14 protein-coding genes are annotated in these 20932 nt (G+C 62.1%); 8 read left to right on the top strand and 6 right to left on the bottom strand.

Annotated elements, in window-relative coordinates; all coding sequences use genetic code 11:
• The first annotated feature begins 254 nt into the window (after nucleotides 1-254).
• From ABUH87_RS05410 to ABUH87_RS05375, 8 genes are all read left to right on the top strand, one after another.
• Nucleotides 255-584 carry a hypothetical protein gene (locus tag ABUH87_RS05410; protein WP_367770798.1) on the top strand — a complete coding sequence of 110 codons (330 nt, stop codon included), beginning with the start codon at nucleotides 255-257 and terminating at the stop codon, nucleotides 582-584.
• A gap of 106 nt (nucleotides 585-690) precedes the next feature.
• Nucleotides 691-2472 carry a copper resistance system multicopper oxidase gene (locus ABUH87_RS05405; RefSeq protein WP_367770795.1) on the top strand — a complete coding sequence of 594 codons (1782 nt, stop codon included), beginning with the start codon at nucleotides 691-693 and terminating at the stop codon, nucleotides 2470-2472.
• The gene (locus ABUH87_RS05400; RefSeq protein ID WP_367770792.1) at nucleotides 2469-3488 is read left to right on the top strand and encodes a copper resistance protein B; all 1020 of its coding nucleotides are present in this window, start codon (nucleotides 2469-2471) and stop codon (nucleotides 3486-3488) included. Before ABUH87_RS05405 ends, ABUH87_RS05400 begins: the two co-directional genes overlap by 4 nt.
• 284 nt (nucleotides 3489-3772) lie before the next feature.
• Nucleotides 3773-4114 (top strand): DUF2934 domain-containing protein, encoded by a 342-nt coding sequence (locus tag ABUH87_RS05395; RefSeq protein ID WP_367770789.1) that lies wholly within the window; start codon nucleotides 3773-3775, stop codon nucleotides 4112-4114.
• Between the two features lie 293 nt (nucleotides 4115-4407).
• A complete protein-coding gene (locus ABUH87_RS05390) occupies nucleotides 4408-7479 on the top strand; it encodes an alpha-1,4-glucan--maltose-1-phosphate maltosyltransferase (protein WP_367770786.1) in 3072 nt (1023 codons plus the stop codon).
• Nucleotides 7476-10688 carry a maltose alpha-D-glucosyltransferase gene (treS, locus tag ABUH87_RS05385; RefSeq protein WP_367770783.1) on the top strand — a complete coding sequence of 1071 codons (3213 nt, stop codon included), beginning with the start codon at nucleotides 7476-7478 and terminating at the stop codon, nucleotides 10686-10688. Before ABUH87_RS05390 ends, treS begins: the two co-directional genes overlap by 4 nt.
• Before the next feature lie 5 nt (nucleotides 10689-10693).
• Nucleotides 10694-12874, top strand: coding sequence for a 1,4-alpha-glucan branching protein GlgB (gene glgB / locus ABUH87_RS05380; RefSeq protein ID WP_367770780.1), 2181 nt, complete (start codon nucleotides 10694-10696; stop codon nucleotides 12872-12874).
• Nucleotides 12875-13314: 440 nt separating this feature from the next.
• Nucleotides 13315-13980, top strand: coding sequence for a WecB/TagA/CpsF family glycosyltransferase (locus ABUH87_RS05375; protein WP_367770778.1), 666 nt, complete (start codon nucleotides 13315-13317; stop codon nucleotides 13978-13980).
• Between the two features lie 43 nt (nucleotides 13981-14023).
• Here the strand turns inward: ABUH87_RS05375 and ABUH87_RS05370 are convergent, their stop codons facing one another.
• The 6 genes from ABUH87_RS05370 to ABUH87_RS05345 form a co-directional block, all read right to left on the bottom strand.
• On the bottom strand, nucleotides 14024-15037 hold the full coding sequence (locus ABUH87_RS05370; protein ID WP_367770775.1) for an NAD-dependent epimerase/dehydratase family protein: 1014 nt from the start codon (nucleotides 15035-15037) through the stop codon (nucleotides 14024-14026).
• A 6-nt stretch (nucleotides 15038-15043) separates the two neighbouring features.
• The gene (locus ABUH87_RS05365) at nucleotides 15044-16210 is read right to left on the bottom strand and encodes a nucleotide sugar dehydrogenase (RefSeq protein ID WP_367770771.1); all 1167 of its coding nucleotides are present in this window, start codon (nucleotides 16208-16210) and stop codon (nucleotides 15044-15046) included.
• Nucleotides 16211-16485: 275 nt separating this feature from the next.
• Nucleotides 16486-17502, bottom strand: a complete 1017-nt coding sequence (locus tag ABUH87_RS05360) for a right-handed parallel beta-helix repeat-containing protein (RefSeq protein WP_367770769.1) — start codon at nucleotides 17500-17502, stop codon at nucleotides 16486-16488.
• Nucleotides 17503-17601: 99 nt separating this feature from the next.
• Nucleotides 17602-19353: an asparagine synthetase B family protein gene (locus ABUH87_RS05355; RefSeq protein ID WP_367770765.1), complete on the bottom strand. Its 1752-nt coding sequence runs from the start codon at nucleotides 19351-19353 to the stop codon at nucleotides 17602-17604.
• Nucleotides 19354-19498: 145 nt separating this feature from the next.
• Nucleotides 19499-20434, bottom strand: a complete 936-nt coding sequence (locus ABUH87_RS05350) for a bifunctional riboflavin kinase/FAD synthetase (RefSeq protein ID WP_367770762.1) — start codon at nucleotides 20432-20434, stop codon at nucleotides 19499-19501.
• Nucleotides 20435-20445: 11 nt separating this feature from the next.
• On the bottom strand, nucleotides 20446-20931 hold the full coding sequence (locus ABUH87_RS05345) for a dihydrofolate reductase (RefSeq protein ID WP_367770759.1): 486 nt from the start codon (nucleotides 20929-20931) through the stop codon (nucleotides 20446-20448).
• Nucleotide 20932: the final 1 nt, after the last annotated feature.

Raw genomic sequence — 20932 nt, 5'->3', positions numbered from 1 at the left:
TGCGAGGGGATGGGGCATCATGCTCCACAGGAGCAGAAGTCAGTCCCCAAATCGAGTTGCGCCGTTACATGCGCGGCCATTCCCGGCTTTCTCGCATGGGCTCCCGAGAAAGGGCGTATGGCGACTATCGCTCATGCCAGTGCCATGCCTCAAGTGCTGACTGGTATCGACGCGGAGGCTGAGGTTCCCCCACCGCGCTAGATTCGAGCGATCTGTCTTCGACCTTATCGTTTCGAATTTCAGGAAATAGCATCATGAAGCTTCTTCTTGCGGCGGCCGCCTTCGCGATCTCCACCCCCGCTCTCGCGCAGAATGCTCACGCGGATCATCACGGCAGCCATGCTCATCATGCCGTGCAGTCGAACACATCGAAAACCGACACCTGCACGGCTGAACATGCGGCAATGGGGCACTGCAAGCCAGCCCAGCCCTCTGGTCACCAACATCAGGCCGACCATCAGGGTGAGTGCTGCCAGCAGGATGCCCAAGGTAAGATGACATGCTGTGACAAGGCGCAGGCTCCCGCGAAGGACTGCTGCGCCGACAAGGCTGAAGCCTCGACCGGCGAACACGCGGGCCACTAAGACCGGGGGAGGTGTCCCCAGGCGCCTCCCTTTCAGCAACATTGGCCTTCAGCAAGCAAGATTGGCGCCGGAGAGCATGTGCCTCTCCGGTGAGAAGGGATATCCCATGAACAAGTCTATCGACCGACGGGCGCTTCTGCGCGCGGGTGCGTTTGGCACGGTCGCAGCGGGGTTAGCGCCATGGTTGCCGGCCTGGGCTCAGCCGGTTTCCAGCGGGATGAAGGGGCCTCTGCCCACTTTGTCCGGCGAGGATATCACGTTGCGGGTGGCGCACCACATGATGACCGTGGACGGCCGCACCTCACACGCAATCGGCATCAACGGCACGGTGCCCGCTCCGCTCATCCGCCTGCGGGAGGGGCAGACCGCGCGTCTGCACGTGATCAATGAGCTCGATGAAGATACCTCGCTGCATTGGCACGGGCTGATTCTTCCCTTCCACATGGATGGGGTTCCCGGCGTCTCGTTCCCGGGAATTCCGGCTCGCAGCACCTTTACCTATGAGTTCCCGATCGTTCAGGCGGGCACCTACTGGTATCACAGCCATTCCGGCCTGCAGGAGCAGATGGGGCTCTACGGGCCGATCGTCATCGACCCAGCAGAGCCAGATCCGGTGGCATTCGATCGGGAGCACGTCGTGGTACTCTCCGATCACAGCGAGCTTCATGCGCACCAGATCTTTCTGAAACTGAAACAGCAGGCGGGTTACTTCAACCGACAGCGACAGACCCTTTCGGGGTTGCTCAAAGGCGAGGATCAGCCGTTGCGGGAGCGGCTGGCCTGGGGCGCGATGCGTATGGACCCCACTGATGTTTCCGACGTCACGGCCTCCACTTACACGTACCTGATCAATGGCTATGGTCCGCAGGATAATTGGACAGCCTTGTTCCACTCCGGCGAACGGGTGCGTCTGCGGGTGATCAATGCCTCTGCGATGACCACATTCAACGTACGCATACCGGGGCTGGCAATGGCGATCGTCCAGGCCGACGGGCTCAACGTGCGGCCCGTCTCTGTCGACGAGTTCCAGATCGGCGTCGCGGAAACGTATGATGTTATTGTCACGCCCTCCGCCGGGCAGGCTTACACGCTGGTGGGTGAAAGCGTCGACCGCTCCGGCATGGCCCGCATGACTCTGGCGCCGCAGGCGGGTATGAGGGCTGACGTGCCGCCGCTGCGCCAGCGGCCGCTCGCCTCAATGAAGGACATGGGCATGGGCGGCATGGACCACGGCGCCTCGGGCCATGAGGGAATGGCCCATGGGCACGGCCATGGCGCACCGGCGCACGCGGGGGCTCCAACTGCGGAAAGCGGTCATGGAGCGACGATGGCTCACTCGATGCGTGACTTCTCCAACGTGCCGGGTGTGAAAAAGGGGCCTGGCGTACAGACGATTTCGCCCATGCCGGTGGACCGGACCGGAGAGCCCGGTCAGGGCCTGGAAGACGTCGGGCACAGGGTGCTGACCTATCGTGACCTCGTGGCGCTGGACCGCAATCCTGACGTACGTGCGCCCTCGCGCGAACTGCAGATCCATCTGACCGGCAACATGGAGCGCTATATGTGGGCGTTCGATGGGGAGAAGTTGTCCGAAGTGAAGGCACCCATCCCCTTCCGTACCGGAGAGCGGGTCCGTGTCACTCTGGTCAACGACACGATGATGGCGCACCCCATCCACTTGCACGGGCACTTTGTCGAACTCGTTACGGGCCACGGGGCCTACAGCCCGCGCAAGCACACCGTGCTCGTTCAGCCCGGCGGAAAGGTAAGCTGGGATGTTACCGCGAACGAGGGGGATTGGGCATTCCACTGCCACCTGCTTTACCACATGCACGCGGGAATGATGCAGGTCGTCCAAGTCCGCTCGGATGCTGGAGAGCGCGCATGAAGATGCTCCTGCTTGCCAGCTTTACTTCTCTTGCGATCGTCCCTGCCGCTTTGGCGCAGCATGCTGGCCATGCAGCCCACGACATGAGCGGACACCAACTGGACGCGTCGGTTGCAGATGATCCTCACGCGGGCCATCGGATGCCTTCCCTCCAGACCGAGCAGGACCATCACACGGGGCACGAGCAGCCGCCGCCGCAACGCCATGATGGGATACCTCACGCCGGACATAACATGCCGGCGGGAAGCCATGCATCGAGCAGTACGGACCTTCCGGTGGGCAATGCTCCTGCTCCATCGGCGCAACCCGGACTGGCCGCTTCCCGCTACTGGGGGGCTGAAGCCATGGCGCAGGCGGATGCCGAGATGCGCCGGGAGCATGGCGGCATGACGTACCATCAAGTCATCCTGAATATCGCCGAATATCAGGCACGCGGTGGCGACGATGGCTATCGATGGGACGGCGAGGCGTGGATCGGCGGGGACATCAACCGCTTTACTCTCAAGAGCGAGGGAGAGGGGAGTTTTGGTGGTGCTCTGGACGGAGCCGAGGTGCAGGCGCTCTACAGCCGCGCCCTTGATCCCTACTGGAACCTCCAGGTGGGCCTCCGCCATGATTTCGGGCCCGACCCTTCGCGCACGTATGCTGTTGTCGGCGTCGAGGGACTTGCGCCTTATTGGTTCGAAGTCGAAGGCGCGTTGTTCCTGTCCGACAAGGGCGATCTGTTTGCCCGCGCCGAGGCTTACTATGACCAGCGGATTACGCAGGATCTGGTGCTGCAGCCGCGCGTAGAAGCCAATCTGGCTGCACAGGACGTGCCTGAGAACCGGATCGGGTCCGGGCTCACGAACCTGGAGTTGGGTCTGCGCCTCCGCTTCGAGCGCAAGAGAGAGTTCGCTCCCTACGTGGGCCTTTCCTGGGAGAGGCAGTTTGGCGACACTGCGAAGTTCAGCAGGGCGGTCGGCGAGGATACCGGTGGCTTTGCCTTCGTTGCAGGCGTGCGGACCTGGTTCTGAACGGGAAGCGGGGTACGCCTTGCTGCCGGTCAGCCAGCCGCGGCGGCGGGTTACGTCGCATTCGCAGGCAGATGGAGTGCGCGTGGTGCCACTCCATCGTTCGCTTGATCGACTCCATCTGTTCGACCGTCACAATCGCCGGTAGAGCAGGTCCGGAGTATTTTCTTTGCGCACGAACGTTCCGGCGGGAGAAAAGCGGCAGCCAAACGCGTTCATGAACAGTTTCACGAAGACGTTAGGGTCGAGGCGTCCCGTGATGGTCTTGCTAAGCGACAGGAGAGTTCATGTCAGATCGTGAGAACCGCATCCGCGAACGCGCTTTCGCGCTCTGGCAGGAACACGGTTCACCACACGGGCGGGACCAGGAGCATTGGGAGCAAGCCTGCCGTGAAATCGAAGAAGAGGACAGCCGGTCGGGTTTGAGGGGCGCAGCACCTTCGCAGCCGCAGGGCGAGAACAAGGGCGCGCGCAAGGCAAGCGGATCAGCGCCTTCGCAGACGAGTGAAGGGGGGGCAGCAGAAGCGCCTGCGGCCAAGCGGCCGCCCCGGAAGACAGCTTCGCCGAAGGAAAAGCCTTCAAGTGCCCAGAAGGAACCTGCAAAGCGCAAGCCCCGCTCAAAGAACTGAGGGCTCTGACGCAAGCTGACATTCGTGTGCCTGACACCTCGTGTCTACCGTGTTCCTGGTTGCTGTCGGCTGTGTTGGTAAGATCAAGCGCGCCTTGGCTTGAATCCCGATAAAGCATTCGCGGGGAAAGCGGTGCGGATCGAGTCGAAATGGGTGTGTAAGCGGCAGTCAATGCTCATCCGCATATCAACGATGTTGAGGAAGCTTCGTCAGTAAAAGTCGATCGCTGTGCATCTGGTCGGAACGTGCACGGCTTGAAATTGTTGTCCCTGGAAACCGCTGGGGAAGCTGACTTGACGAATACAGCCTGCATCGTCTCCGCCGACCGGACTAGCTGCGCCAATATGAGCTTGGAGGGCGCGCTCCAAGCCGCTTCGGCCGCTGGTTTCACCGCTCTGCTCTGGCGGGCTGCTGGACCGATCTACACTGAGCAGCCCGCCGTGCCGGAAGCCGTTATTCGCGCTGCGCAGGCTCAGGGCATGGCGGTGTTGCTGGAAGCGGACCTTGCCCGTTTTCCCGTAGACCACCCTCTGGTCGACGCGAATCCCGCGCTCTTCGCGATCCGCCGTGCTGCCGTTCGGGAAGGTCCGGTCGATCCGCGCAGGATCTCTCCGGTCACGGGCGAGGCGCGCGCCCGATTTGCCGCGCCGGAAGCAGCCGCAGCGCTCGGGGAGCCTATCAAGGCCGCTTTGGTCCAGCAAATGCAGGCGGGGGTGAGCGGCTTCCGGTTTGCCGAAGCCGGACGTCTGGGAGCCGGCCTTATCGCCGATCTCACGGCGACCGTGAAGCGGCACGCGTCCGGGGCTGTGGTGCTTGTCGGTTCGCCCGGCCTTTCACGCAGCGAAGCGACGGCGCTGGCCGGAAGCGAAATCGACTATCTGGTCTCCTCCTTCGGCTGGTGGGATCTTCGGGCGCACTGGCTGGTCGAGGAGTGGGCGGAGCTTCACGATGTCGCACCTCTGATTGCAGAGCCGCAAGCCGCGCGGTTCCAGGTTGACGACGCTGCAGCCAGCGGCCGCCTAATCCTTTCGGCGGCAGCGGCTGCAAATGGCTTGATCGTCCCTATTGAAGCGGTTCAGCAGTTGCCGGACATTGCAAACCTGGCTGCCGGGCTGGCACGCGCCCTTTCGACGTACCGAGGGGAGATGCGCGCGCTGGCTGGGCAGAGCGGACCTGTGACAGCGCTCCTGCGCACCGACGCGCCTGACCTGCGGCTTGCCGAGCGAGCGCTGCTTGTGATGATCAACCGGTCTGACGGGCCGCAGGATCCTCCTGAACGATCGCTGCTTCTGGCCGGGATGGGAGCCGGGCTCTCGCTCATCGACGAGGCGGGCGCGAGTGCAACGTTGTACGGCGGAGAGGTTCGGGTTCTCGAACTGGCGAAGACGGTCCCGATCCTCATCAACCCACCGATAGCGGTCCAGGAAGCCTTGGACCGCCCGCGACTGGTGGTTGAGCAGGTTACGCCCTGCGTGCAAGGCGGAGACTTTCCGGTCAAGCGAGTGGTTGGCGAGCGTGTCAGCGTCGGCGCCAAGGTCTTTGGCGATGGCCACGAGCAATTGGCAGCCGAACTGCTTTGGCGTGCGGTGGGCGAGAGTGTCTGGAACAGAGCTCGGATGGCCCAGTTGCCGAACGATGACTGGATGGGCGGGTTCGTACCCGAACGCATGGGGCGGCACGAGTTCTGCGTGGAAGGATGGCTGGACCGGTTCGGAGGATATCTGCGCGATTTCCGGAAGAAGCTGGACGCCGGTGTGGCGCAGAAGGTCGACTTCGCAGAAGGGCGCGTCCTTGTGGAACGAGCGCTGGACCGCAGTTCCAGTAAACTGCGCGATGTTCTGACTGCCTGGGCTCAGAAGCTGCGGGGCGACGATGATGCGGACGCGCTTTTGTCCGATGAACTCGCAAGCCTCATGGACCTTGTCGACGACAGGCCGCATCGTCTGCGATCGCCCGTGCAACTGCTGGACGCCGAGCGGCTGCAGGCGCGTTTTTCAAGCTGGTATGAGCTGTTCCCCCGTTCTCAAACGGAGGACAAGCGTAGACATGGCACCTTCGACGACGTGATCACGCAGTTGCCGCGGATCCGCGCAATGGGCTTCGACACGCTCTATTTCCCGCCCATCCATCCGATCGGCAAGGCGAACCGCAAGGGGCCGAACAACAGCCTTACTGCGGGGCCGGATGATCCTGGCAGCCCTTACGCGATCGGCAGCGAGGAAGGCGGTCACACGGCGATCCATCCGGAGCTCGGGACCTTCGACGACTTTGCGCGCCTGATCGAAGCGGCGCATGCGCACGGGTTGGAGATCGCCCTGGATTTCGCAATTCAATGCTCGCCCGATCATCCGTGGCTGAAGGAGCATCCCGGCTGGTTCGACTGGCGTCCTGACGGCTCGATCAAATATGCCGAGAACCCGCCCAAGAAGTACCAGGACATCGTCAATGTCGACTTCTATCAGCGCGAAGCGATGCCCGACCTCTGGCTCGCGCTGCGCGACGCCGTCTTGTTCTGGATCGAACGTGGAGTGAAGACCTTCCGGGTCGACAACCCGCACACGAAGTCACTGCCGTTCTGGGAATGGATGATCGCGGACGTGCGCGCCCGCTACCCCGAAGCGATTTTCCTGGCCGAAGCGTTCACGCGGCCGGCGATGATGTACCGCCTGGCGAAGATCGGCTTCTCGCAGAGCTATACCTACTTCACCTGGCGTGACCGCAAGGACGAGCTTTCCGAGTACATTACCGAACTGACGACTGCCGCCCCCAAGGAGTTCTACCGACCCCACTTCTTCGTCAACACGCCGGACATCAATCCGGTCTTCCTGCAGACGTCAGGCCGTCCGGGCTTTCGCATCCGCGCCGTACTGGCGGCCACGCTGTCGGGACTGTTCGGCGTCTACTCCGGCTTCGAGCTGTGCGAGGCGGCGCCGGTGCCCGGAAAGGAAGAATACCGCGATTCCGAGAAGTACGAGATCCGCCCTCGAGACTGGGATCAGCCGGGCAACATCGTCGCTGACGTCACGATGCTCAATCGCTTGCGGCGAGCGCATCCGGCTTTGCAGACGCACCTGAACACCCGCTTCCTTACCGCTCACAACGATCAGGTGCTGTACTATGCCAAGCCGTCGCCTGACGGCGCCGACATGATCGTGGTGATGGTAAGCCTGGACCCTCATCATGCCCAGGAAGCAACTTACGAGGTTCCGCTTTGGGATTTCGGTCTGTCGGATCACGACAGCATCGGTGTCGAGGACCTCGTCGGCGGCAATCGCTTCCGGCTGCACGGGAAGGTGCAGCACATCCGCCTGGACCCTGAAAACCCCTATAGAATCTGGCGCATCGCGCCCGGAGCAGACGCATGACCGTACCTGACCGCGATCCGCTCTGGTACAAGGACGCAGTTATCTACCAATTGCATGTGAAGTCGTTCTTCGATTCGAACAACGACGGCATCGGCGACTTTGCCGGGCTCATGCAGAAGCTGGACTATGTGGCGGACCTTGGCGTGAACGTCATCTGGCTGCTGCCCTTCTATCCCAGCCCGCGCAAGGATGACGGCTACGACATTGCCGAATATCGCGATGTCAGCCCGGACTATGGCACTCTTGAAGAGGCGCGCGCTTTCATCGAAGCCGCGCATGAGCGCGGCCTGCGCGTGATCACCGAACTGGTCATCAATCACACTTCCGATCAGCACCCCTGGTTCCAGGCCGCGCGCCGCGCGCCGCCCGGATCCCCGGAGCGCGATTTTTACGTCTGGTCGGACAACGACAAGCTCTATTCCGGCACCCGGATCATCTTCTGCGACACCGAGAAGTCCAATTGGACGTGGGACGAGGAGGCGCAGGCATACTTCTGGCACCGCTTCTACTCCCACCAGCCGGATCTCAATTTCGATAACCCGCGCGTGCTGGAGGAAGTGCTCTCCGTCATGCACTACTGGCTCGATGCCGGGGTGGACGGTCTGCGGCTCGATGCCATTCCCTACCTGATTGAGCGCGATGGCACCTCTAACGAGAACCTGCCCGAGACGCACGATGTTCTGAAGAAGATCCGCGCCGATCTGGACGCGCACTATCCCGACCGGATGTTGCTGGCCGAGGCCAATATGTGGCCTGAGGATACCCAGCAGTATTTCGGAGAGCGGAATGTCGCGGGGAAGGGCGATGAGTGCCACATGGCCTTCCACTTCCCTCTCATGCCGCGGATGTACATGGCGGTCGCGCAGGAGGACCGGTTTCCGATCACGGACATCATGCGTCAGACTCCGGAGATCCCGGAGAACTGCCAATGGGCGATCTTCTTGCGCAACCATGACGAGTTGACGCTCGAGATGGTGACGGATGCCGAACGGGATTACCTCTGGAACACGTACGCGGCCGACCGCCGTGCACGGATCAACCTTGGCATTCGCCGGAGGCTGGCTCCTTTGATGGAGCGTGATCGCCGGCGAATCGAATTGTTGCACGCCCTGCTGCTGTCGATGCCGGGCACACCGGTGCTCTACTATGGCGACGAAATCGGCATGGGCGACAACGTCTTCCTGGGCGACCGGGACGGGGTGCGCACGCCGATGCAGTGGTCCCCGGATCGCAACGGCGGCTTTTCGCGGGGGGATCCAGCGCGGCTCACTCTACCCGCGATACAGGACCCGATGTACGGCTTTCAGGCCGTAAATGTCGAAGCCCAGCAGGATGATCAGCATTCTCTGCTGAACTGGGTCAAGCGGATGCTGGCCGTCCGCAAGCAGCACCAGGCTTTCGGTCGCGGAACGCAGGTTTTCCTGCGTCCTGCCAACCGCAAGATCCTCGCCTACCTGCGCGAGCATGGAGACGAGACGATCCTGTGCGTTGCGAACATGTCCCGCACCGCACAGGCGGTAGAACTTGGACTGCATGAATACGAGGGGCGCACACCGATTGAGCTTACCGGCGGTACGCCGTTCCCGAAAATCGGTCAGTTGCCTTACCTGCTTACTCTGCCGCCGTATGGCTTCCTGTGGTTTTGCCTGTCCGAAAGCGAGGCTGGGCCTGCCTGGAGCAGCACCGCAGCCAAGTCGGAGGCGGAGCGGCATACGTTTGTGTTGCGCCCCGCGCTTCACGATGTCCTGCGCGGAGACAGCCAGCGCGTTCTGGAGCGTGAGGTGCTGCCTGGATACGTTGCGCACCGCCGCTGGTTTGGCGCAAAGGATGAGAGCATCTCAAACGTCGAGGTTACTGGCGCCGTTACGCTGCCAGGTGCCGAGGACTTGCTCTTCACGACAATCGCTGTGACGACCCAGAGCGGGACGGGCACCTACACGCTGCCGCTCGGCATTTCTTGGGAAGGTGAAGTCGCGGGGCCTTTCGCTTCAAATCTCGCTCTGGCCCGGGTGCGCCGCGGCCGGCACGTGGGCCTGCTGACGGATGGTTTTGCGGTATCCAGCTTCGCACGTTGGGTGCTGGCCTCGCTCCATCGTGGTGACAGTGTTCCGTTCGAGGAAGGGGCGCTGCACTTCACGGCAACACCGGAACTCGATGTCCAGCCCGACGCGTCACCCGAATGGCTGACTGCGGAACAGTCGAACAGCACCATGGTGCTGGGCGAACGCGCCGTGCTAAAGCTGCTTCGCAAGATTCAGCCCGGCACGCATCCCGATGCCGAAATGGTCCGCTATCTCACGCGTGGCGGCTTCGAGAGCACGCCGCCAATCCTCGGCGAAGTATGGCTTGAGAGGGATGGCGAGCGGAGCCTGATGATGCTGGCCCAGCGCTTCGTCTACAACCAGGGCGATGGCTGGGCATGGACACTCGGCATGCTGGATCGGATGGCTTCCGACGCGGAGTGGAGCTTCTCGAATTACGGTAACTTCGCGGAGAATCTGGGCCGCCGCCTCGTCGAAATGCACCGGATCCTGGCGCAACCATCGGACGATCCCGCATTCGCGCCGGAGCCCCTCGACAGCACCACCGCTGCGGCATTGGCAGAGCGGGTGATCGAACAGTTCGACAAGGCGCTGAGCCTGCTCCCCGAAGCGGCTCTCGGAGAGGATGAGCAAGCCCAGGCTGCTTTCCTGCGCGACAAGCGCGACGTCTTGGCGGACACAATCCAGCAGGTCGCCACAGGCGCAGAAGGGCGGGCTCGTACCCGTATTCATGGAGACCTTCACCTGGGTCAGATGCTGGTCGTTGGCAGCGACGTTATGATTATCGACTTCGAAGGGGAGCCTGCGAAACCGCTGGAAGAGAGGCTCGCAAAAGATCTGCCGGTACGCGACGTGGCCGGCGTTCTGCGCTCCTTCGATTATGCTGCCTCTGTGGCACGCCGCAATTTGCCCACTGGCGCGGAGAGTCAGGAAGAGCAGGCCGAAGAGCGGTACGCCTGTTTCCGTGAAGACGCGGGGCGGGCTTTCCTGCGCGGCTACTACGGCGCCGAGCGTGAGGAGCACGACCGGTTGCTTGATCTCTTCGTGCTCGAAAAGGCCGCTTACGAAGTGGCTTACGAAGCCGCAAACCGTCCGGACTGGCTAAGCGTGCCGGTCTGCGGACTGGCGCTGACTGCCCGGCGCCTTCTGAATGAGAAGGAGGCGTGAGCCCGATGCAATTTGTTGCCGAAGCCGCTGCCGCACTCAACGAGGCCCGCGTGCACGACCCCTTCAGCTTGTTGGGTCCGCAGGAAAGCGAAGAAGGCCGGGTCGTCCGCACGTATCAGCCAGGGGCCGAGCACGTGACGCTGCTCGCACCCGATGGGCGCGAGCTCGGGGTTCTCGATGAGGTTGCACCTGGTTTGTTCTCCGGTCCGCTTCAGGAGGAGGGCCAATACAAGCTACGCATCCGCTGGCCAGGCGGCGGGGAGCAGGAGACCGAAGATCCGTACAGCTTCGGGCTGGTGGTCTCCGACCTCGACCTGCACCTGTTCAATGAAGGCCGTCACTGGCAACTGGGCCGCGCCATGGGGGCGCAGCCGCGCACGCTCGACGGGGTGGAGGGTGTTGCCTTCTCCGTGTGGGCACCAAATGCCCGCCGGGTCTCGGTCATCGGTGACTTCAATAACTGGGACGGTCGGCGCCACCCCATGCGCGTGCGTTATGGCGCAGGCGTCTGGGAGCTGTTCGTCCCTCGGATCGGCCCCGGGGCCCATTATAAGTTCGAGGTGCTGGGCGCTGATGGAAGAGCCTCGCAGAAAGCGGACCCGCTTGCCCGGCTGACCGAGGAGCCACCACGAACCGGGTCTGTTGTCGCGGCTCCGCCGGATTTCACTTGGACCGATGCCGACTGGATGTCGGAGCGGGCATCGCGGCACCGGACTGACGCACCGATGGCGATCTACGAGGTTCACGCCGCATCCTGGCTGCGGCCCGAGGATGATCCGCAAGGCCATTTTGGCTGGCGCGCCCTCGCCGAGCGGCTTATCCCGTACGTGGTGGACATGGGCTTCACGCATGTCGAACTGCTGCCCATCATGGAGCATCCCTTCGGCGGCTCCTGGGGGTATCAGCCGCTGTCCCAGTTCGCCCCTTCATCGCGTTTCGGCACTCCGGAAGGCTTCGCCGCCTTCGTCGATGCATGCCACCGCTCCGGGATTGGCGTAATCCTGGACTGGGTGCCTGCGCATTTTCCCACCGACGCACATGGTCTCGCGCATTTCGACGGTACGCATCTGTACGAGCACGCAGACCCGCGAGAGGGCTTCCATCAGGACTGGAACACGCTGATCTACAATCTGGGCCGACGAGAGGTTTCCGGCTTCCTGATTGCGTCCGCGCTGTGGTGGCTTGAGACCTTTCACGTCGACGGGCTGCGGGTCGATGCCGTGGCTTCCATGCTTTACCGCGACTACAGCCGCAACGCTGGTGAGTGGGTGCCCAACGTGCACGGCGGGCGCGAGAACCTGGAGTCGGTCGAGTTTCTGAAGCTGATGAACACCGTGGTGGCTGAGCGCTGTCCCGGCGCCGTGACCATCGCCGAGGAGTCGACCGCGTGGCCCGGAGTCTCGGCCCCGGTGTGGCAAGGCGGGCTGGGTTTTTCCTACAAGTGGAACATGGGCTGGATGCACGATACGCTCCAGTACGCCGAACGCGATCCGCTCTATCGCCGCTGGCATCACGACGAGCTGACGTTCGGTCTGGTCTATGCCTTCTCGGAAAAGTTTGTGCTGCCGCTTAGCCATGACGAAGTCGTACACGGCAAGGGGTCGCTAATCGGCAAGATGCCCGGAGATCCCTGGCGGCAGTTTGCGACCCTGCGAGCCTATTACAGCTTCATGTGGAGCCATCCGGGCAAGAAGCTGCTTTTCATGGGCTGCGAGATCGCCCAGGAGCGGGAATGGAACCACGATGCTCAGGTCTCGTGGGAGCTGCTGGACCGCTTCGAACACGCCGGTATCCAGAGGCTGGTTCGCGACCTCAATCAGCTCTACGCGTCAGAACCGTCATTGCACTCTCGCGACGCAGAGCCTGACGGTTTCCAATGGATCGTGGGCGGCGACGCTGAAAACAGCGTGTACGTTTACGTGCGTTACGGTGCGGACAGAGCGAACCCGGTCGTGGTGCTCCTCAACATGAGTCCCGACCCACGCTACGGATACAGAACAGGTCTCCCACGCCACGGCCGCTGGCGCGAGATTTTCAACTCCGACGCAGAGACCTATGGCGGCTGCAACATTGGCAACGGCGGTGAGATCGTGGCGGAACAAACCCCGCGTGACGGGCAGCCGGCTTCCGCGGAGGTCGTGATCCCGCCGCTAGGGGCGGTGATGTTGAGGTTTGCAGGGAACTGAAGAGGCGCACAGCTTGGTAGGGCCGCCTCTATACCTGATCAGGATTTCGCAAGTTGGCAGCGCCCTGAGAGCGCGCGTGCCCGTCGATGACAAGTCCCGGGATCATGTGCGGCGTTTGAGCCGATAGCCCGCTATCGGCTGCCTGCGCGAGCCATCTGTATCGCATTTTGCCGGATGCTGTCCACGGACTACCTAAATTTATCTTGCAGTGCGGCAAAACTCATTCCATGCAAGGCGCCAAGATCATGCTTGGTTGCCCTACAATATGGAAGCGGCAGTGTTCGACACGACCTCTCTAAAGCCCGGCAACTCGTCTGCTGCTGCTGCATCTCAGCTGGCTAAGGTGATCGTGGGGGGCTTGCCGACAGTTCAGATTACACGCACCCAATTTGCTGAACTGATGGTAGCGGATTGTATGCGCGCTCGACTTGATCGGGACAATGCAAGCGCTAAGCTTGTGTTCTCTTCGAATGGTCAGGGGGGTTACGCTTGCAGCACGGGACCGCGGTTTCAACGAGGCCATGCTGGAGGCTTCGTGGATACACGCGGATGGACAATCGATAGTATTGGCCAGCAGACTGACCAAGGCTCCCCTAACGGAGCGCATCGCGACGACTGACTTTTTTCACGACGCAGCGCGTGCTGCGGTGCGGCATGGATTAAGTTTTTATGTTCTGGGCGGCTCTGAGACGCAGAACAAGAGAGCCGTTGATCAGATGCTCGTGCTCTATCCTGACCTCCGGATTGTCGGGCGGCGCAACGGGTACTTCAAGAGGGAGGAGGAAGAAGAAATCTGTCGTGAAATCCGCGACAGTGGAGCAGACGTGCTCTGGGTCAGACTGGGTAAGCCGCTCCAGGAGGAGTGGTGTGTCCGTAATAGGGATCGGCTGCACGGCATAGGTTGGATCAAGACCTGTGGAGGTCTGTATGCCTTCTTGGCAGGTGACTCACCCCGGGCCCCCCAGTGGATGCAGGATATGTGCCTGGAATGGCTGTTTGGTGCACTCAAGGACCCTATGCGCTTGGGCTGGCGCTATCTGACCACCAACCCTTACTCCTTCTACCGTCTAATCCGCTACACGAAGGCGAACCCGATCTTCGGTTAACTTGCCGGCTTGCTCGCCAGGTGGCCTCTGCGAAAGGCGCGGGCTATATCCGGTAATAGTCGCGGTACCACTCGACAAAGCGAGAAACGCCTTCGCTTACGCCCGTCCTCGGTGCGTAACCTGTAAGGGACTTCAGTAGCCCCGCATCGGCCCAGGTCGCTGGAACATCGCCAGCTTGCATGGGCATCAGGTTGCGCTCGGCCTTTTGACCTGTGGCTTGTTCGATCGCGTCGATGAACTCGGTCAGTTGCACGGCGTTCGAATTGCCGATGTTCACAACTCGCCAAGGGGCGACCGGTGAGAGGCTATCGCCTTCGGCAATGGCCTCGCTTCCGGCAGGCCGCACCGGTGGCGTGTCGATCAGGAGGCGGATCGCTTCCGCCAAGTCATCGATGTAGGTGAAGTCGCGCTTCATGTCGCCGTAGTTGTACACGTCGATCGGCCGACCTTCGAGGATTGCCTTGGTGAACTTGAACAGCGCCATATCCGGGCGCCCCCAAGGCCCGTAGACCGTGAAGAAGCGGAACATGGTGATCGGCAAATCGAACAGATGTGCGTAGCTGTGCGCCATGTTCTCCGTCGCCTTTTTCGTGGCGGCGTAGAACGACATCTGGTGATCGGCCTTGTCGGTCTCCCGATAGGGCATCTCGGTATTGGCTCCGAAAGCCGACGATGTGGAGGCAAGTAGCATGTGCTGAGGAGGGTGCGCGCGTGCGGCCTCCAGCAACTCGAAGGTGCCGATGATGTTGCTGTCGAGATAGGAGCGTGGATTCTCGATCGAGTAGCGCACGCCTGCTTGAGCTGCGAGGTGCACGACGACGTCCGGCTTCTCCCGCGCGAACAGGTCCATCAGCAGCCCAGGCGTTTCGACATAGTCCTTGATCGCCTGGAACTGCTCGGACTGGAGTAGCCGCGCCTGGCGCCGCTCCTTCAGCGAAACCTCGTAGTAGTCGGTCATTGCATCCAGGCCGATGACCCGGAAGCCGTCGCGCAGCAGTCGTTCACACACGAATGAGCCGATAAAGCCGGCCGAGCCGGTGACGAGTGCGGTGCGCATGGAGGCTCAGTCCGATCCGAAAAGGTCGCGGGTGAAGATCTTCTCGGGAGCGTCTGCGATTTCGTCCGTCATGCGGTTCGCTATGATCACATCGCAGTCCTGCTTGAAGGTTTCGAGATCGCGCATGACGAGCGATCCGAAGAACTCGTCCTCCTGCATGGCGGGTTCGTAGATCACGACCTCGATACCCTTGGCCTTGATCCGCTTCATGATCCCCTGGATTGAAGACTGCCGGAAGTTGTCCGAGCCGGCCTTCATGACAAGCCGGAAGACGCCGACCTTCTTGGGTTGGCGAGCGATGATCTGGTCTGCGAGGAAGTCCTTGCGCGTCCGGTTGGCATCCACGATCGCGCGGATGAGGTTCTGGGGCACTTCGGAATAGTTTGCCAGCAGCTGCTTGGTGTCCTTGGGAAGGCAGTACCCCCCGTAGCCAAAGCTGGGATTGTTGTAGTGGGGGCCGATGCGTGGATCGAGACCGACGCCGACGATGATCTGGCGTGAGTCCATGCCGTGCGCAATCGCATAGCTATCGAGTTCGTTGAAGAAGGCGACGCGCATGGCAAGGTAGGTGTTGGCGAAAAGCTTGATCGCCTCGGCCTCGCTCGGATCGGTGAAGAGGATCTCTACATCGTTCTTCTCTGCGCCTTCGAACAGAAGGTTGGCGAAGATGCGCGCGCGTTCCGACCGCTCACCCACGATGATGCGTGACGGGTGCAGGTTGTCGTGCAATGCGCGGCCTTCGCGCAGGAATTCAGGGCTGAAAATGACCTGCGTCGTCCGGAGGCGCTTGCGTACATCCTCGACGAAGCCAACCGGAATCGTCGACTTGATGACGATGGTGGCTTCGGAATTGCCATCGATAGCGGTTTGGATCACCGCTTCGACGGAAGAGGTGTCGAACTTGTTCGTGTCGACGTCGTAGTTCGTCGGCGTCGCGACGATGACGTAATCGGCTCCGTCGAGTGCTTGTTGCGGATCCAGCGTGGCGGTGAGATTGAGGGGCCGCGTCGCGAGGAACTCTTCCAGTTCCGCATCGACGATGGGCGACTTGCGCGCGTTGAGCATCTCCACGCGTTCGGCCGTGATATCGACCGCAACCACTTCATTGTGCTGCGCCAGAAGGACAGCGTTGGAAAGCCCGACATAGCCAAGGCCGAAAACTGCTATCTTCATTCGTTCTATTCCCCACACAGCTTCAAGGCGAGCTTACTTCAGCCCGTCATGATCGCCACTCGCTCTTCCATGCAATCATCCGCGCTGAGCGAATAAGGAGAAGTTGATACTCCCCATCGGGTGATCGCCGCGATAGTTATGCTGCACCTGCACAACAGGTCTATAGGAGCTTCTTCCTCTTGCGAATAGAGGTTTTGCGGGAATCGCCGGTGCAGTGCATGGCAAAAAGCTGCCACTTCATCCGATCCGGACCGCCTTCCGCTTGATTTTGTTGCTCATGCGTCATGGCTCGTGAGCCACGCTTGCGTGCGGTTTCTGATGAGCGCCAGAGCGCTACGGATGAGCTGTGCCGGAGAATGGGCAGACAGGCGCTGCACTTTCGTCAGGCGCGGAGCCAGGACGTTGCCCCGCTCGATGATCTCATCGCCGCTCCAGTTCCCGATGAAAGCCGTGGTCCACGGGTAGCCCGGCACGGTCCAGGCGCGGTTGCCCTCTATGATCAAGCCTTGCGAGCTGTTGATGCGGCCCTCCGGCGCGATGGTGATCATCGCGGTGTGGTTCTCTTTTCCGAGGCCGTTCACGAACGAGTTGCCTGCAATGCGGCCGGTGGCGCCGTTCGGGAGATCGATCAGGTAGTTGGTCTCACGGCCGTGGCTATCGTCAAAGCTGCTGTCGAGCACCTCTATGCGTGGTGCGCGGCTCTTGACGTAGTGGCCGCCGGTTCCGCGTTCGAACCGAGAGGCGGTGATCTTCAGCGCTCCATACTGGCCAATGTAGATTCCGTGCGCGCCATGGCCGTTGGGGTGCTTGCCAAGACCCGAGAAGGTGGAACGATCAATGGTGATCGTTGCTGCCGGATCGTCTCCCGACAGGATCCCGCTCTGTGCGTCAACGAAGTGGCTGCGCACGACGGACAGGTTCGACCTTTCGAGCCGGATGCCGGCGCCGTTGCCGTCAGGGACATTCTGACGGGTGAAGCGCAGCCCTTCCACGTGAGCGGCTCTGCCGCGCAGGACGAGCGTCGCCTTGCCTTCGCAAATGCCGCCATCGAATGTCACCGTGCCGGGCTCGCGCGCCACGAAAGCCACACGTCCCGCGGTCTGAACAGCGCAATCGGCATAGCGGCCTGGTGCGATCAGGATCGTGCCGTCGGCATCCCCGATCGCATCCACCGCCTGAGCAAGGTTGCCAAAGCTGCGGCCGGTCTCGGAAATCGTGAAGGGGGCAGGTGACTGGGCCAAAGCTGGTCCTGAAAACAGGGACAGCAGAACGGCAAGAGCGGACAGGCGCACGGGCAAACCTCCTTCGTTTGTCTGCTCCATATCCGGCTCTGCCGTGGATGGGCATGGCTCCGCGCGTACGAGTTTGCAGCTGTGCCACCGCTGGACAGTTCAGGCGGCAAAGTTGCCGAGATGTGCGGCAAAGTACTCCAGGCAGGCTATCCGGCGGTGCAGTGCGCTGTCTGTCACCTTCTCGACCTGGAAGTAGCGGCGCATGACGGGGAATTCGAGATTCACCACCCGGCCCATGAACTCAGGGCTGTTCAGTCCGCCATGCTCATCTCCCATCGGGCGGAGGCGACGCTGAATCGCGTAGCTATGCTTTCGCAACCAGATCGGTCGAATGCGCGTCGCCCACTCATCGAAGCGGTGGCGGCGGCTGGGCGGTTCGGCAAAGTGGTGGCCGTAAGCCGATGGGCGGGCCGCGAGTACAGGATCTATGGCGTTCAACAACTGCGCTTCGAAGACGCCTGCTCGTTTCAGCTCCAGCGGCAATGTCATGGCCGCTGCCACCAGCCGCTGGTCCAGGAACGGCAGGAGGTAGGGGCTGTAGCGTGCTTCCACGCTCAACTCCCGCCCAAAGAGACTGCGGCAGCGGACGCGCGGATAGATCTGTTCGATTAAGGGGCGCGGAAGAGAGCCGGTCTCTCCGGGGCGCTCCAGAACCTCCAGCATCTTGTCGCGCATGCGCCGCAAGTAGGCTCCGGCATCGAACGCAGATGTGGTGTCACGCCGGTCGAAGCGGGCGAAGAAGCTGTCTGTCACTTCGGCGGCAGTGAGGCGCCGATCGGGAAGGAAGAAGAAGTCGCGATAGATCTCCCCGCCGCCGCCCGAGACGGCCAGCGCGCCCTTCGCGTGGCGGCTATCGCGTGCATAAGAGTTCCCGCCGTTATCGAACATGCCGCCAAAGTTCGGTGGCCCGTCGTGTTCTTCGAAGTTCCGCGCCACTTGTTCGGGGAACTCATCAGGAGTGATCTCGCGATATGTGTCCTTGTCGATCCACTCGACGTCGAAACCTTCGGCAGCCCCGATCTGTCTGGCGATCGCTACATCGGGGCTGCTGGGCCAGCCATACACGTAGACATTCGGGTTGCAGCCGAGCGACCGCAGAACGGCAAGAACGAGTCGTGAGTCCAGGCCGCCCGAAAGCGGGCATTGTACCAGATCGCCGAAGTGGCTGGCCTGCTCCGCCACCACTTGCGTCAGCAGCTCCTTATGGCTGGCAAGACGCTCTGCAAGGGGGGCGGTGGTCGGCGCGGCTGGCAGGGACTTGGACAGGGGATGGCGCCGCACCGCGCCGGATGGCGCCAGTTCCAGGATTTGATTGGGGCCAAGCCGCTTCACCTCGTTGAGGACGGTATCGTCGCCCAGCACCGAAGCCTGGAAGGCGTACTCGTAAACTCCCTGGGCATCGAAGGTGACGCGCGGCAGCACACGCGCGGCCGTAAGCAGCGATGTTGAGAACACGCGCATCTGCGTATCGTGATAGAGCTGGAAGGCGCCGAAGAAGTCGGTGGCGATAGAGGTGCGCCCGCCCCGGTGCAGAACCAGCGTGAACTGACCCGAGAGGCGCGACCAATCGAAATTCGGCGGTTGCGCTTCTTCAAGAAGCTTTCGGAGTGCTGGTGGGCCGATCAGCCCGTCATAGACCAGTGTCCCAGCCGCCGTCGCAAAGTCATCACCGACCTCGACATGCAACTCCGGTCCGCCCACGATGTAAGGCGCGCGAAGGAGTACCCAGCCTTCGAGACGCCGCTCCTGCAGCTGGCGGAATCCATGGCGGGCGAACTGGTCTCTTGCCGTCCGCAGCATGGGCTCGGCACAACCGGGTCGCTCCTCTCGTGTCAGAAACAGACCCGCCATCGTGCTTTCGCCCTCTTGTCACTTCCTGAACGAACCGCCTGCGCCGGCTGGAGCGCGGGCGCGGATCAGGCTTTCCCGAGGAACGAAGGACTGCCGGAACGGTCTTAAGATGCTGTGAAAGCCGGGCCCAGAGGGCGCAATCTGCTCAGGCGACGGAGCTTGCAAGCAAGCGGCGCGCCTCATCGCAATCGTGCTGCATCTGCGCGGTAAGAGCCTCAAGGTTGTCGAACTTCGCTTCTGCGCGCAGGAAGTGATGGAAGGCCACCTCGATCTCCTGCCCGTATAGATCGCCTGAAAAATCGAAGAAGTAAGGCTCCAGAAGCTCCTTTGGGGGATCGAAAGTGGGCCTGATCCCGATGTTGGCCGCTCCGGCAAGCAGTCGTCCGTCAGGCATGCGGCCGGTCACTGCATAGATGCCGAAACGCGGGCGCAGATAGGTACCAAGCGCCAGGTTGGCAGTCGGGAAGCCGATGCTGCGGCCAAGCTTGTCTCCATGCTGGACCGTTCCACGGATAGAGAACGGACGGGTCAGCAGCCGCCTTGCGGTCTCGCAGTCGCCTGCCTTGAGAGCGGTCCGGATGCGGCTTGACGAGATCGGCCCTTCGCCATCGAGCACCGGAGGAACTGCGCGTGTGGCGATGCCGAAGGATGCGCCCAGTTCCCGCAACGAGGTGGCGGTGCCGCTTCGGCCCTTGCCGAAGACAAAGTCCTGGCCCGTCGTTACGCCGGCTGTGCTCAAGTGGCCATGGATTACTTCGCGCACCCACTGTTCAGCAGGCATGCCCGCGATCGATGCGTCGAAGTGGAAGACCAGCATCGCGTCGGCACCGGCGGCCTCGAACAGTTCTTGCCGTTGATCGAGCGTTGTGAGCCGGAACGGCTCCGTATCGGGCTTGAAGTAGCGGACCGGGTGGGGGTCGAAGGTGGCCACGATCGCGGGTCGCCCCTCGTCACGCGCCCACCGAATGGCCTCGCCGACCACGGCCTGATGGCCTTGATGGAACCCGTCGAAGTTGCCCAGAGCCAGAACGGCGCCGCGCAGGGAATCGGGCAGGGGTTCGCGGTGGTCGAGGCGTATCATGGCGGATCGGCCTATAAGTGCCGCACGAGCGTGACGAAAGCATATGCGGGCCTTCCCTCTTGGGCGGCATGCTCTTCCCTGCGAACCTCTGTCCACTCGGCTGTAAGGGGCGGCATCAGCGTATCGCCGTCGTACGCGGCATGGATCTCGGTCAGTTCAATGCGGTTCGCCTGCCCGGAAAACAGCGAGAAGACTTCGGCGCCACCGATGACCGCAACTTCACCGCTACCCGCAAGATCGAGAGCCGCTTGAGGTGAATGAACCACTTCGGCGCCTGTCGCACTCCATAGCGGATCGCGCGTCAGGACAATGTGGCGTCGGCCCGGCAGAGGCGAGGGGAAGCTTTCAAAGGTCTTGCGGCCCATGATCATCGGCTTGCCCATGGTCGTCGCCTTGAAGTGCCGGAGGTCGGCTGGAAGGTGCCAGGGCAGGGTCCCGTCGCGGCCGATCACGCCGTTGGCAGCCCGCGCATAGATGAAGACGACTTCCTGGCTCACG

The sequence above is a fragment of the Novosphingobium rhizovicinum genome, assembly GCF_040813635.1.
GTDB classification, from domain to species: domain Bacteria; phylum Pseudomonadota; class Alphaproteobacteria; order Sphingomonadales; family Sphingomonadaceae; genus Novosphingobium; species Novosphingobium rhizovicinum.
The sequence above is the reverse complement of the archived record's forward strand: the minus strand, read 5'-3'. Positions and strand labels throughout refer to the sequence as shown.

What these genes read in the sequence shown, in the direction of transcription:
- ABUH87_RS05410 (WP_367770798.1), top strand. Translation starts at nt 255, where the DNA reads ATGAAGCTTCTTCTTGCGGCGGCCGCCTTCGCGATCTCCACCCCCGCT.
- ABUH87_RS05405 (WP_367770795.1), top strand. Translation starts at nt 691, where the DNA reads ATGAACAAGTCTATCGACCGACGGGCGCTTCTGCGCGCGGGTGCGTTT.
- ABUH87_RS05400 (WP_367770792.1), top strand. Translation starts at nt 2,469, where the DNA reads ATGAAGATGCTCCTGCTTGCCAGCTTTACTTCTCTTGCGATCGTCCCT.
- ABUH87_RS05395 (WP_367770789.1), top strand. Translation starts at nt 3,773, where the DNA reads ATGTCAGATCGTGAGAACCGCATCCGCGAACGCGCTTTCGCGCTCTGG.
- treS (WP_367770783.1), top strand. Translation starts at nt 7,476, where the DNA reads ATGACCGTACCTGACCGCGATCCGCTCTGGTACAAGGACGCAGTTATC.
- glgB (WP_367770780.1), top strand. Translation starts at nt 10,694, where the DNA reads ATGCAATTTGTTGCCGAAGCCGCTGCCGCACTCAACGAGGCCCGCGTG.
- ABUH87_RS05375 (WP_367770778.1), top strand. Translation starts at nt 13,315, where the DNA reads ATGCAAGCGCTAAGCTTGTGTTCTCTTCGAATGGTCAGGGGGGTTACG.
- ABUH87_RS05370 (WP_367770775.1), bottom strand. Translation starts at nt 15,037, where the DNA reads ATGCGCACCGCACTCGTCACCGGCTCGGCCGGCTTTATCGGCTCATTC.
- ABUH87_RS05365 (WP_367770771.1), bottom strand. Translation starts at nt 16,210, where the DNA reads ATGAAGATAGCAGTTTTCGGCCTTGGCTATGTCGGGCTTTCCAACGCT.
- ABUH87_RS05355 (WP_367770765.1), bottom strand. Translation starts at nt 19,353, where the DNA reads ATGGCGGGTCTGTTTCTGACACGAGAGGAGCGACCCGGTTGTGCCGAG.
- ABUH87_RS05350 (WP_367770762.1), bottom strand. Translation starts at nt 20,434, where the DNA reads ATGATACGCCTCGACCACCGCGAACCCCTGCCCGATTCCCTGCGCGGC.